This window comes from Belnapia mucosa (assembly GCF_016775475.1).
GTDB classification, from domain to species: domain Bacteria; phylum Pseudomonadota; class Alphaproteobacteria; order Acetobacterales; family Acetobacteraceae; genus Belnapia; species Belnapia mucosa.
In genome coordinates, this window is record NZ_JAEUXJ010000015.1 from 99,274 (window position 1) to 111,747 (window position 12,474).

The 12,474-nt window shown below is 69.3% G+C and carries 10 protein-coding genes and 1 pseudogene; 8 read left to right on the plus strand and 3 right to left on the minus strand.

The window, feature by feature from the left end:
* The first annotated feature begins 239 nt into the window (after positions 1-239).
* Together JMJ55_RS24600 and JMJ55_RS24605 are read left to right on the plus strand one after the other, a co-directional pair.
* On the plus strand, positions 240-1,586 hold the full coding sequence (locus tag JMJ55_RS24600; protein ID WP_236034012.1) for a tetratricopeptide repeat protein: 1,347 nt from the start codon (positions 240-242) through the stop codon (positions 1,584-1,586).
* A 2-nt stretch (positions 1,587-1,588) separates the two neighbouring features.
* Entirely contained in the window at positions 1,589-3,532 is a 1,944-nt protein-coding gene (locus JMJ55_RS24605) for an ELWxxDGT repeat protein (protein WP_202828260.1), read from the plus strand.
* Here JMJ55_RS24605 and JMJ55_RS24610 read toward each other — a convergent pair.
* The gene (locus JMJ55_RS24610) at positions 3,521-4,708 is read right to left on the minus strand and encodes a TIGR03862 family flavoprotein (RefSeq protein WP_202828261.1); all 1,188 of its coding nucleotides are present in this window, start codon (positions 4,706-4,708) and stop codon (positions 3,521-3,523) included. The genes JMJ55_RS24605 and JMJ55_RS24610 overlap by 12 nt on opposite strands.
* Before the next feature lie 83 nt (positions 4,709-4,791).
* Between JMJ55_RS24610 and JMJ55_RS24615 the strand changes: the two genes are divergently transcribed.
* Positions 4,792-5,163: a hypothetical protein gene (locus JMJ55_RS24615; protein ID WP_202828262.1), complete on the plus strand. Its 372-nt coding sequence runs from the start codon at positions 4,792-4,794 to the stop codon at positions 5,161-5,163.
* 67 nt (positions 5,164-5,230) lie between these two features.
* The gene (gene uvrB / locus JMJ55_RS24620; protein WP_202828263.1) at positions 5,231-7,444 is read left to right on the plus strand and encodes an excinuclease ABC subunit UvrB; all 2,214 of its coding nucleotides are present in this window, start codon (positions 5,231-5,233) and stop codon (positions 7,442-7,444) included.
* Here uvrB and JMJ55_RS24625 read toward each other — a convergent pair.
* The gene (locus tag JMJ55_RS24625) at positions 7,441-8,571 is read right to left on the minus strand and encodes a serine hydrolase domain-containing protein (protein ID WP_202828264.1); all 1,131 of its coding nucleotides are present in this window, start codon (positions 8,569-8,571) and stop codon (positions 7,441-7,443) included. The genes uvrB and JMJ55_RS24625 overlap by 4 nt on opposite strands.
* Positions 8,572-8,669: 98 nt before the next feature.
* Here JMJ55_RS24625 and JMJ55_RS24630 point away from each other — a divergent pair, with 98 nt between their 5' ends.
* The 4 genes from JMJ55_RS24630 to JMJ55_RS24645 all read left to right on the plus strand — a co-directional run bounded on the left by JMJ55_RS24630 (position 8,670) and on the right by JMJ55_RS24645 (position 11,782).
* Positions 8,670-9,182 carry an SRPBCC family protein gene (locus JMJ55_RS24630; protein ID WP_202828265.1) on the plus strand — a complete coding sequence of 171 codons (513 nt, stop codon included), beginning with the start codon at positions 8,670-8,672 and terminating at the stop codon, positions 9,180-9,182.
* Positions 9,183-9,272: 90 nt separating this feature from the next.
* Positions 9,273-10,223, plus strand: coding sequence for an ABC transporter substrate-binding protein (locus JMJ55_RS24635; protein WP_202828266.1), 951 nt, complete (start codon positions 9,273-9,275; stop codon positions 10,221-10,223).
* Positions 10,223-10,996, plus strand: coding sequence for an ABC transporter permease (locus JMJ55_RS24640; RefSeq protein ID WP_202828267.1), 774 nt, complete (start codon positions 10,223-10,225; stop codon positions 10,994-10,996). The genes JMJ55_RS24635 and JMJ55_RS24640 overlap by 1 nt, the downstream gene beginning before the upstream one ends.
* Positions 10,997-11,782: an ABC transporter ATP-binding protein gene (locus tag JMJ55_RS24645; protein WP_202828268.1), complete on the plus strand. Its 786-nt coding sequence runs from the start codon at positions 10,997-10,999 to the stop codon at positions 11,780-11,782.
* Here the strand turns inward: JMJ55_RS24645 and JMJ55_RS31190 are convergent.
* A pseudogene (locus JMJ55_RS31190) lies at positions 11,779-12,384 on the minus strand (DDE-type integrase/transposase/recombinase); the annotation flags it as partial. The gene JMJ55_RS24645 and the pseudogene JMJ55_RS31190 sit on opposite strands and share 4 nt — an antisense overlap.
* Between the last annotated feature and the right edge of the window lie 90 nt (positions 12,385-12,474).

A 12,474-nucleotide genomic window follows, 5' to 3' on the forward strand; every position in this document is an offset into this window, starting at 1 on the left:
CGAACCCGGCCACGGCATTCCGCTGCACCGCATTCGAGGCAGGCGAGGCAGAAACCGTTCTGGTTCGACCCATTTTTCTACCTAGGGACATAAAATAAGGATAACTCTTCGACCATAAGCCGCTCGCTTTCCCGTGACCAGGGGCTTCGTGATCGAGGATCATGCCTGAAAGACTAATTGATACGGGGGCGAGCAGGTCCTGCTCCCACGGGCACGCTCTGGCGTTACAGGACCGGACGTTGCAGGAGGCAGCGGCCCTGCATGCCGCCGGCTCCTTCGCTGCGGCGGAGGGCATCCTGCGCCCCGCGCTGGCTGTTCGGCCGGGGGATGGCTTCCTGTGGAATGCGCTCGGCGTCATGGCGGCAGAGCAGGGCCGGCCAGCCGAGGCGGTGCGCTGCTACCGGCGGGCACTCGCGCTGGGGGCCGGCACAGCCGGGCTCTGGACTAATCTCGGCAATGCGCTGACCAAGCTGCGCCAGCACGCCACCGCCCTCGCCTGCCAGGAGGAGGCGGTGCGACTGGCCCCCGAGGAGGGCGCCTTCCGCTACAATCTCGGCATCACCCTGGCCGAAGCGGACCGCCATGCGGAGGCGGTCACCGCCTTCGATGCCGCGCTGCGGCTGAGTCCGGCGCATCCCATGGCCCGCTGGGACCGTGGGCGAAGCCTGCTGCATCTCAGCAACCTGCCGCGCGGCTTCGCCGATTACGAGGTCCGGCTGGAGAACGGGCTGGTGCCACCGCGGCCGCTGCCAGGGGCGCGCTGGGATGGCCGCCCCTTCCCTGGCAAGCGCTTGCTGCTGCTGGCTGAACAGGGCTTCGGCGATACGCTCTGGGCCAGCCGGACCTTGCCCCGGCTGCGCGCCCTGGGGGGCGAGGTGGTGCTGGAATGCCAGGAGGCGCTGATCCCCCTGCTCGCCCCTATGGGATGGGTCGACCGCATCATCCCGGCCGGGGCGCCGCTGCCCGAGGCCGATTGGCACGCCCATCTGTGCAGCCTGCCTGGCCTCTTCGCGCCGCGGCTGGAGATGCTCTCGGGCGAGCCCTGGCTGCGGGCGCCGGAGGCGCGACTGCCGGCCATGCGGCAGCGGCTGAACGGGGCCGAGGCGAGCACGCTGCGCGTCGGCATCGTCTGGTCGGGCAGCACCGCCTTCCCCCGCAATGCCGAACGGGCGCTGACGCTGGAGCGCTTCCTGATGGCCTTCGACCTGCCCGGCGTGCAGCTCTTCAGCCTGCAGAAGGGCCCGCCGGAGGCGGAGCTGCGGGCGGCAGGCGCGCATCGCATCATCGACCTGGCGCCGCATCTGCGCGACTTCGCCGATACGGCGGCGGCGGTGGCGGAGCTCGATCTGGTCATTATGACGGATAGTGCGGTTGCGCATCTGGCCGGGGCGCTGGGCTGCCCGGTCTGGCTGCTGCTGTCGCGGCCCGCGCATTGGCTCTGGATGCAGGAGAGGGCGGATTCGCCCTGGTACCGCTCGATGCGGCTGTTCCGGCCGCGGGCGGAAGGCGATTGGAACCATGTGCTGGATGGGGCCGCGGCAGCGCTGATGCGGCTGGTCCGGCAGGGCGGCAAGGCAGGGAATTGACCATGGCGGGCAAGCGCATCCTCTTCGCGCGGACGACTGGCCTCGGGACGGAGTTGTGGATCACCGATGGCACCACGACCGGCACCTATCTGGTGCGGGACATCCAGCCGGGATCCGGCAGCGCCTCTCCGGGCGGCCTCGCCGGTTTCAATGGCGGGGTGGTCTTTGCCGCCGATGATGGGGTGCATGGGGTCGAGCCCTGGATCAGCGACGGCACCGCGGCGGGGACAGTGCTGCTGGCTGATCTCGCCGCCTCGGGTGGCTCCGCGCCTGGCGGCTTCGCGGCCTCGGGCAGCCGGGTGGTCTTCGCCGCGACCACCGCCGCGGCAGGGACGGAGACCTGGATCAGCGATGGCACGGCTTCGGGGACCGTGCTGCTGAAGGATATCATGGCCGGGGCCGGCGGCTCCGCGCCCGGGCAGTTCACTGCCCTGCCCAATGGTGGCTGGGTCTTCACCGCGCGCACCGTGGCGGCGGGCGAGGAGCTCTGGGTCACCGACGGGAAAGCTGCCGGCACCAAGCTGCTGGTGGATATCGCTCCGGGACCGCTCGATTCCGAGATCTCCGCTCCGACCAGCTTTGCGGGCGGTGTGATCTTCCAGGCGGATGACGGGCTGCACGGGGCGGAGCCTTGGGTGACGGACGGCACCGCGGCGGGAACGCATCTCCTCGTGGATCTGGCGCCGGTGGGCGGCAGCGGCGCCACCGGCTTCACCCTGCTCGGCAACAAGGTGCTGTTCTGGGCCGATAACGGCACCGGGGCGGAGCCCTACATCACCGACGGCACGGCAGGCGGCACCAGGCTGCTGAAATCCATTTTCCCGAATTTCGGCTCGGTAGACATCGTCTTCCAGACGCCGGCGGTGGTGGTGCTCGGCGGCAAGGCCTTCTTCCAGGCGGATGACGGGAAAAATGGGCCGGAACTCTGGGTCACGGATGGCACCAGCGCCGGAACCGTCATGCTCACCGATATCAACAAGGGGATGGATGGCAGCGATCCGGTGCCGCTCGGCGTGGTCAATGGCTGGGTGCTCTTCTCCGCCGATGACGGGACCAGCAAGAGCACCGAACTCTGGGCGACGGATGGCACCGCCGCCGGGACGCATCTGCTGAAGGACATCAATCCGTTCGGTGCGTCCTACCCCTCAGACATGGTGGTGGCCGATGGCTTCGCCCTGTTCCGGGCGATCGATTCCGATCATGGCGATTCGATCTGGGTGACGGACGGCACCGCCGCCGGGACCTGGCTGCTCCAGGCCGGCACCGCCGGCTGGCTGGATGCCTCGGGCCATATCAATGCCGTGGGGCTGGATGCGCTGATCGGCACGCCGGACAATGACCGGCTCCAGGGTGCCGGGCTGCTGCGCGGCAGCGGCGGGGACGACCTGCTGATCGGCAGCAAGGGCACGGATACGCTGGATGGCGGGACCGGGGTGGATGTGATGGTCGGCGGCGCGGGCAATGATGTCTACCGGGCGGACACCAGCGCGGATCGGGTGCTGGAGGCGCCGGGCAACGGCACCGACACCGTCATGGCCGGCATCCCGGGCGGCGGTTTCGCCCTTCCCGAGAATGTCGAGGCGCTGGTGCTGCTCGGCCCCACCCTCTTCGGCCGCGGCAATGCCGGCGACAACAGCCTGATCGGCAGCACTTCCGCCAACTGGCTCCTCGGCGGAGCCGGTGCGGATACGCTGGATGGTGGCGGCGGCAACGATACGCTCTTCGGCGGCGAGGGCGCCGACCTGTTCCTGATCGGCCATGGCGCCAGCCTGATCGGCGACTTCACCCTTGGAGTCGACCATATCCGCCTCACCGGCTCTACCAGCCTCGGCACCATCACCGAACGCGCCGGCAGCGCCGTCATCGATCTCGGCAATGGCGACAGCCTTACCCTGGTCCATGTCGCCAAGGCGGCCCTGGGCGCCGGGGATATCCTACTCGGCTAGCCAGTCCAGCAGCCCGCGCGCCGCAGCGGCGCCAGTGCTGAAGCAGGCCTGGAGGAGGTAGCCGCCGGTCGGCGCCTCCCAATCCAGCATCTCGCCGGCGAGGAAGACTCCCGGCCGGGCGCGCAGCATGAAACGCCCATCCACCTCCTCCCAGCGGACCCCGCCGGCCGAGGAGATGGCACGCTCGATCCCGGCCGGCGCGGTGAGGCGCAGCGGCAGCGCCTTCACCAGGCGGGAGAGCGGATCGGTGGCGCCGGCATGCAGCGCCTCCTGCACCAGCCCGATCGCGACGGGGGCGAGACCCGCGCGGCGGAGATGGTTCGCCAGGGACTGGCCGCCCCGCGGCCCGTCCAGTCGGGCGGCCAGCGCCGCCGCCGCCTCATCCGGGCGGAGGTCGAGGCGGAGGGTGGCCGTGCCCTCGGCCGCGATCGCCTCCCGCAGCGGGGCCGAGAGGGCATAGACGGCACCACCTTCCAGCCCGCTGGCCGTCACCACCGCCTCCCCCCGCACGCGCTGGCCGCCGAATTCCAGCGCGATGCGCTTCAGCGGCTGGCCTTCGAAGCGACGGCGGAAGTGGTCCGACCAGGGCAGCAGGAAGCCGCAATTGGCCGGGCGCAGCGGCGCCACGCCGGGCAGCAGCCCGACCCAGGCGCCATCCGAACCCAGCCGCGGCCAAGAGGCACCACCCAGCGCCAGCAGCGTCGCGGCGGGGCAGAAGGTGACCTCCCCCTCCGGTGCGGCGAAGCGCAAGGCGCCGGCCGCGTCCCAGCCCAGCCAGCGATGCCGGGTGCGGAGCGTGACCCCCTGCCCCGCCAGCCGTGCCAGCCAGGCGCGCAGCAGGGGCGAAGCCTTGAGGGCACGCGGGAAGACGCGTCCGCTGCTGCCGGTGAAGACCGGCTGGCCGAGCGCCTCGGCCCATTCCATCAGGGCAGCGGGCGGAAAGGCGCGGATGGCCGGCTCCAGCCGCACCCGCGCCGGGCCGTAGCGGTCGAGGAATGCCTCCAGCGGCTCGGAATGGGTCAGGTTCAGCCCGCCTCGGCCGGCGATCAGCAGTTTGCGGCCCGGGCTCGGCATGCGGTCGAAGACGGTGACCGCGGCGCCGGCCGCGGCCAGGACCTCGGCCACCATCAGCCCCGCGGGGCCGGCGCCGATGATGGCGACTGGGGTGGGAATCATGGCGGCTTGTAACGCTGGGCGGGTGGGCGGTGAACCCGGGGCGGGCAAGGCCGTTAGAGGGCGAACCGAAATGGAGAGTTCCGATGGCCGATGGTTTCCTGTCCAGCCTCCGCTCCCGCGTCGATGACGTGCGCGACGATGCCGAGCGCTATGGCCGCCGTGCATCGAGCAACCTGCGCGATGCCGGCAGCACGCTGCGCGACCGGGGCGACGACGCCCGGGGCGAGCTGTCGCGGCTCTGGGGCCAGCTCGAGGACCTCGTGGAGCGGCGCCTGGCCCCGGCAGCGAATGACGCGGCCCGTTACGCCACCAGCTATGCCCGGGACGGGCGCGAGGCGGCCTATGACGTGGCCGATCAGATCCGGGAAGTGACGCGGTCCCGGCCGCTGTTGGCGATCGGCATCGCCGTGGCGGCCACCTGGGTCATCAGCAGCATGCTGAGCAGCCGCCGCTGAATCCAGTCCAGGGCGGGGGTGACTCCGCCCTGGATTTGGCCTCCCGGAAGGCCAAAATAAGGGGGCGATGAACCAGATCCTCCCGCCCGTGATGTTCTACCCGCCGAAGCGGCCCGCCCCGCCGCCGGAGCGGCGGCTGAAGGTCGTCTCCCCCTTCGAGCCCAATGGCGACCAGCCCGAGGCCATCAAGCAGCTCACCGCGGGCCTCAAGGCCGGCGAGCGCGACCAGGTGCTGCTCGGTGTCACCGGCTCGGGCAAGACCTTCACCATGGCGAAGGTGATCGAGCAGCTCCAGCGGCCGACGCTGATCCTGGCGCCGAACAAGACGCTGGCCGCGCAGCTCTACGGGGAGATGAAGAGCTTCTTCCCCGAGAACGCGGTCGAATACTTCGTATCCTACTACGACTACTACCAGCCCGAGGCCTATGTGCCGCGGACGGACACCTACATAGAAAAAGACGCCCAGATCAACGAGCAGATCGACCGCATGCGGCACTCCGCGACCCAGTCCCTGCTGGAGCGGAACGATGTGGTGATCGTCGCCTCCGTCTCCTGCATCTACGGTATCGGCTCGGTCGAGACCTATTCGCGGATGGTGGTGAAGCTCGAGCTCGGCGGGCGGATCGAACGCGACGTCCTGGTGAAGGGCCTCGTCGAGCAGCAGTACCGCCGCAACGACGCCTTCTTCGCCCGCGGCACCTTCCGCATCCGCGGCGAGACGGTGGATATCTGGCCCTCGCATCTCGAGGACCGCGCCTGGCGCATCAACCTCTTCGGCGACGAGATCGACGGGCTCAAGGAATTCGATCCGCTGACCGGCGAGATCACGGCGGAGATGCAGCGCGTCCACATCTACGCCAACAGCCACTACGTCACGCCGCGGCCGACGATGCAGCAGGCCATCATCTCCATCAAGGCGGAGCTGAAGCAGCGCTTGGCGGAGCTGCACGAGGCCGGGCGCCTGCTGGAGGCGCAGCGGCTGGAGCAGCGCACGCAATTCGATATCGAGATGCTGGAGACCACCGGCTCCTGCAAGGGGATCGAGAATTACAGCCGCTACCTGACCGGCCGCAAGCCAGGCGAGCCGCCGCCGACGCTGTTCGAATACCTGCCCGAGAACGCGCTGCTGGTGGTGGACGAGAGCCATGTGACGATCGGCCAGCTCGGCGGCATGTATCGCGGCGACTTCGCGCGGAAGAGTGTGCTGAACGAATTCGGCTTCCGTCTGCCCTCCTGCACCGACAACCGGCCGCTGAAATTCGAGGAGTGGGAGGCCTACCGGCCCGAGACGGTCTTCGTCAGCGCGACGCCGGGTCCCTGGGAGATGGAGAAGACGGGCGGCGTCTTTGCCGAGCAGGTCATCCGCCCGACCGGCCTTGTCGATCCCGTCACCGAGATCCGCCCCGTCGAGGGCCAGGTGGACGACCTGCTGGCCGAATGCCGCGACCAGATCGCCAAGGGTGGCCGCGTCCTCGTCACGACGCTCACCAAGCGGATGGCCGAGGACCTGACCGAATACATGAACGAGGCGGGGATCAAGGTCCGCTACCTGCATTCCGATGTCGATACGCTGGAGCGGATCGAGATCATCCGCGACCTCCGCCGAGGCGTCTTCGACGTGCTGGTCGGCATCAACCTGCTGCGCGAGGGGCTCGACATCCCTGAATGCACGCTGGTCGCCATCCTCGATGCCGACAAGGAGGGCTTCCTGCGCAGCGCCACCTCGCTGATCCAGACCATCGGCCGCGCCGCGCGCAACGCCGAGGGCCGGGTCGTGCTCTATGCCGACCGCATGACCGACAGCCTGCGGAAGGCACTGGAGGAGACCGAGCGCCGCCGCACCAAGCAGATGGCCTGGAATGCCGAGCACGGCATCACGCCGCAGACCATCAAGCGGCAGATCGCCGATGTCATGCAGTCGGTCTACGAGCAGGACTATGTGACGGTCGAGGCAGTCGAGGGCGACGCCAGCGCGCAGTTCATCGGCAGCAACCTGCGGGCGACCATTGCCGATCTGGAAAAGCGGATGCGCGCCGCTGCGGCCGACCTGGAATTCGAGGAGGCCGCCCGGCTGCGCGACGAGATCAAGCGGATGGAAGCGCTGGATCTCGGGCTGGAGCCGAACCTCGCCGGCCGCAGCCTGCAGGACAGCGCCCCCAAGCCGGGCGCCAAGCCCGGCCGGCCGAAGGCGGATTGGAAGCCGAAGCCGCTCGGCCCCGGCGGCGGCGGCTACGACCCGGAGAAGCGGCGCGGCGGCGCGCGGCGCAGGGCGCGGGCCTAGCCCACCAGGTAGCGCCGCACCGCCGGCAGGAAGCGGTGGGTCAGGCCAATCGCCTCGGCATCGATCGGGTTGTCCTGGGAGGACAGCTTGGCGATGACCAGGCGGTTGGCGCGGTCGATGAAGAGGTTCTGGCCATGGATCCCCATGGCGAAAAGAATCCGCGGCTCCTCGTCGATCACATACCAGCCGCTGCGATACTTCATCCGCAGGCGGGAGAAGGCGCCGGCAGAGAAGTCGCCCTGCCGCCAGGCTTCATGGTCGCCGCCCGTCTCCATATCGGCGATCCAGCCGGCCGGGATGATCCCCCGCCCGCCCTCGACGACCAGTTGGCCGAGCCGGGCGAAGTCCCGCACCGTAGCGCAGACCCCGCCGGTGCAGCGCGGTGCGCCGGCCCGGTCGAGCGTGACATGGGCCGGGCTCTCGGCGCCCATGGGCCGCCAGAGCAGGCGTTCCAGCAGGGTGGCGAAGCGCTCGCCCGTCGCCCGCTCCATGACCCAGCCGAGCAGGTCGGTATTGGCCGAGACATAGCGGAAGGGCCCGCCATGCGGATGGTGCGGCACCGCGAGGCCGCGATAGAAGTCGTGCAGGTTGTCCGGCTCGGTGCCCGGCGGCACCGGGTCCCAATTGGCGGCGGCGGCATAAGCGCGCTGCGCCGCATCGTCCAGCGCCACGCCGCAGCGCATGTCGAGCAGATGGCGGAGCGTCGCCCCTCGATAGGCGGTGCCGGCCAGCTCCGGCAGCACATCGGTGACGAGGCCGTCGATGGCCAGCCGCCCGGCACCGGCCAGGATGCCGGCGACCAGGCCGGTGACCGACTTCGTGGCTGACATCAGGATATGCGGCCGGTCCGGCGCTGCCTCCTCCGCGTAATGCTCCAGCACCACCTGGCCATCCTGCAGGATGAGGATGGCATCCGTCGCCGTCGCCGCCAGGAACTCGGCCAGGCTCAGCTTGCGGCCGCGGAGCGCGGGCACCACGAAATCCTCGAAGGATACCGGGCAGGCCGGCAGCGGCGCCGGCGTTCCGGGGGCGGCCGTCGCGGTCGGCAGGATCTCCGGCACATGGTTGAAGGCCCAGCGATTCTGCGGGGCACGGCGCCAGCGGGCGGGGATGTCGGCGGGGGGCATGGGCCGCTGCTTCGCATCCCCGGCGGGGAGCGGCAAGCCGGCCGGGAACAGGGCAGCCCCGCACGGCGTTCCTGCCACAGCAATCGGAGGAGGCAGGAATGGGCGAGTTCACCGGCAGGATCAGAATCGACCGGCCCGCGGCGGAGGTCTTCGCCTTCCTCTCAGACCCCACGGCCATGCCGCGCTACCTTCAGACCGTCAACCGCGTGGAGCAGCGCGGTCCCGGCCGCATCGCCATGGAGGGCGAGGCGCACGGCCATGCCTATCACGACGAGGGCTGGATCAAGCTGGAGCCGGAGGCGCGGCGGATGCGCTGGGGCTCCGACCGGATGAAGGATTATGGCGGGGAGATGGAGGTGCAGGAGGCCGATGGCGGCGCCGAGGTCTCGATCCGGCTCAGCATCACGCCGGACCCCGCTGTCGCCAAGCAGATGGAACAAGAATCAGGCGCGGTGGACCATGCCATGCGGCTGGCCATGGAACGCACCCTCGGCGCCATCAAGGCGGCCTGCGAGGGTGTCGATGCCGCGCCGGATGCGCCGCGCAGCGCCGATGACCTGCCGGACAGCCGGCCCTTCGGCAGCAGCGCGACGCTGAACCCGGATATCTGAGACCCGCGGATTGCTGCGGCGCAAGAATGTCTTGCGCCGCCGGGGCGGTTCGATAGCTTCTCCCCCGACCCGAGGGAGAACCCGAACCCCATGCTTCGCCGCAGCCTCCTGGCCGCCTCCGCCGCCACCCTTGCGACGCCTGCCCTCCTGCGGGCGCAGAGCTTCCCGAAGATCACCATCGGCATGTCCGGCTGGACCGGTTTCGCGCCGCTGACGCTGGCGGAGCAGGCAGGGCTGTTCAAGGCGAACGGGCTGGAGGTCGAGACCAAATTCGTCCCCCAGCGCGAGCGCAACCTGGCTCTCGTCTCCGGCGCGCTGAACTGCGTGGTGACGACGGTCGACACCATGATCCTCTGGGCGAGCGCGGCGCCGCTGGTGCAGGTCCTGGTGCTTGACCGTTCGAAGGGCGGCGACGGCGTGGCGGTGCGGCCGAGCATCGGCGGCTGGGCCGGGCTGAAGGGCAAGACCGTCGCGGTCGATGGCGCCGGCACCACGCCCTATTTCGTCCTCGCCTATATGATGCGGGAGAATGGCGTCTCCATCAAAGACGTCACCACCGCGACGCTGGCGCCGCAGCCGGCGGCGCAGGCCTTCGTCGCCGGACAGTTCGACGCCTGCTCGACCTATGAACCCTATCTCTCCCAGGTCCGCGGCATGGGCGAGGACAAGGGACGCATCCTGGCGACGACGGTGCAGCACCCCTGCGTGGTCGATACCCTCGCCTTCCAGCCGGCCTTCATCCAGGCCAACCCGGAGGCGGTGCGGCGGGTGGTGAAGAGCTGGTACGACGCGCTCGCCATGATCAAGGCGGAGCCGGACCGCAGCTTCGAGATCATGGGCAAGCGGGTGAACCAGACGGGCGAGGCCTTCAAGGCCAGCGCGCAGTATATCGAGTGGCAGAATCAGGCGATGAACAAAGCCTATGTCGCCGCCGGCCTGCCGGAATTCCAGCGCAAGGCGCTGGAAGTGCAGAAGGAAACCGGTGTCGTCCGCAGCGATGTCGATCTCTCGAAGCTGCTGGATACGCAGTTTCTCGGCTGATGGAACCACTCAAGCCGGTCTCGCCCGGCGCCCGGATCGCGCTGGGGGCCGGCTTCTTCGCCGTCTTCATCGCGGCCTGGGGCGTGGCGACCTATGGCGGCTATGTGCCGCCGCTCTTCCTCGCCTCGCCCGGCAAGACGCTGCTGGCGGGCTGGTCGCTGCTGACGGAATTCGGCTTCCTCGGCGATATCGCGGTGACGATCTGGCGGGTGGTGGGGGGCTTCCTCATCGCCGCCGCCGTCGCCGTGCCGCTCGGGCTGCTGATGGGCGCCTTCAAGCCGATCGAGGCCTTCTTTGAGCCCTTCCTGTCCTTCGCCCGCTACCTGCCGGCCTCCGCCTTCATCCCGCTGCTGATCCTCTGGGCGGGGGTGGGGGAGGCGCAGAAGCTCTCCGTCATCGTCATCGGCAGCGTCTTCCAGCTGGTCATCATGGTGGCGGGGGTGGCGGGGGCGACACGGCCCGACTTGGTGGAGGCGGCGCGGACGCTCGGCTCCGGCCGGCTCTCGATCCTGCGGCGCGTCGTCATCCCAGCCGCGGCGCCGCAGATCGCCGAGACCTTGCGCCTCGTGCTCGGCTGGGCCTGGACCTATGTGATCGTCGCCGAGCTGATCGGCGCGACCAGCGGCATCGGCCATATGATCATGGACAGCCAACGCCTGCTGGATACCGGGCAGATGATCTTCGGCATCGCCGTCATCGGCATCATCGGGCTGGTGACGGACCTGCTGTTCAAGGCGGCGAACCGGCGGCTGTTTCCCTGGGCGGTGCTGTAGATGTCGGCCAAGACGCTTCGCATCGCGGGGGTGACGCGCACCTTCCCCACCCAGCGCCGTGCCGCCCCGACCCTGGCGCTGCAACCGACCGATCTTTCGGTCGCGCCCGGCGAATTCGTCGCCATCCTGGGCCCCTCGGGCTGCGGCAAATCGACGCTGCTGCGGATCGTCGCCGGACTCGACCGGCCGACCGCGGGGCAGGTGCTGCTGGATGGCACGGCCGTCGCGGCGCCGGGGCCGGATCGCGGCATGGTCTTCCAATCCTACACGCTCTTCCCCTGGCTGACGGTCGAGGAAAACATCCGTTACGGCCTGCGGGAACGTGGCCTGCCGGAGGCGCAGCAGGCGGAGATCGCGGCACGCTTCATCGCCCGTACCGGCCTCCGCGGCTTCGAGGGGCATTGGCCGCGGCAGCTCTCGGGCGGCATGCAGCAGCGCACGGCGCTCGCCCGGGCGCTGGCCAACGATCCGGAGATCCTGCTGCTCGATGAGCCTTTCGGCGCCCTCGACCACCAGACGCGGGAGCTGATGCAGGAGCTGCTGCTGGAGATCTGGGAGGCGGACCGGAAGACGGTCCTCTTCGTCACCCATGACATCGACGAGGCGATCTTTCTTGCGAACCGCGTGCTGGTGATGTCGGCGCGGCCGGGGCGGATCAAGGCGGAGGTGCCGGTGCCCCTGCCCTATCCGCGCGACTGGACGATGAAAACCATTCCGGAATTCGGCACACTGAAGGCCCGGCTGATGGGCGAGATCCGGGACGAGGTCCGGAAGTCCCTGGCCTAGATGTTTGGTCCCGGCATCTGGTGGTGCAGGTCTGCGGTGAACCAGTGGGGCTCGGTGGCCCATGATCGCCAGATGAACTCGTAGAGGGTGAGGCCCTTCGGCGTCTTGAGCCGCCTGGCGTAGTTGTAGGCGTCGAGGAACAGGGCAAGGTGGCTGCGGAGCTCGTCGTGTCTGCCATGGTGGTAGCGTCGGACGGTAGCCTCTTTCAGCGTCCTGTTCATCCTTTCGACTTGGCCGTTCGTCCACGGGTGATGAGGCCTGGTCAGGCGGTGCTCGATGCGGTTTTGCGCGCAGGCGAGCTCGAAGGAGTGGGCGCGGAAGAGTTCGCCTCAATCCGCGGCCTCGCGGATGAGCGATGCGGCCGAGGCGATGTTGCCGGGCGTGGTGAAGTGGATCCTATTGTCGGTGAGCACGGTCTGCACTCAATAGGGCACGGCCTGAAGGAGAGCCCGCAGGAAGTCGCCCGCGACCCGCGTGGTGGCCCGCTCGTGCAACTGGGCGAAGGCGAACTTCGGAGTGCGGTCAATGGCGACAAAGAGGTGGAGCTTGCCTTGCTCGGTTCTGATCTCGACGATGTCGACGTGGAAGAAGCCGGTCGGGTAATGAGAGCTGTGCGCGGATGTACTTACCGCGACGCGGCTGGCACCTGCGTCGTCATAACCCACTCGACCTGACGCTGCTGTCCGACAGCA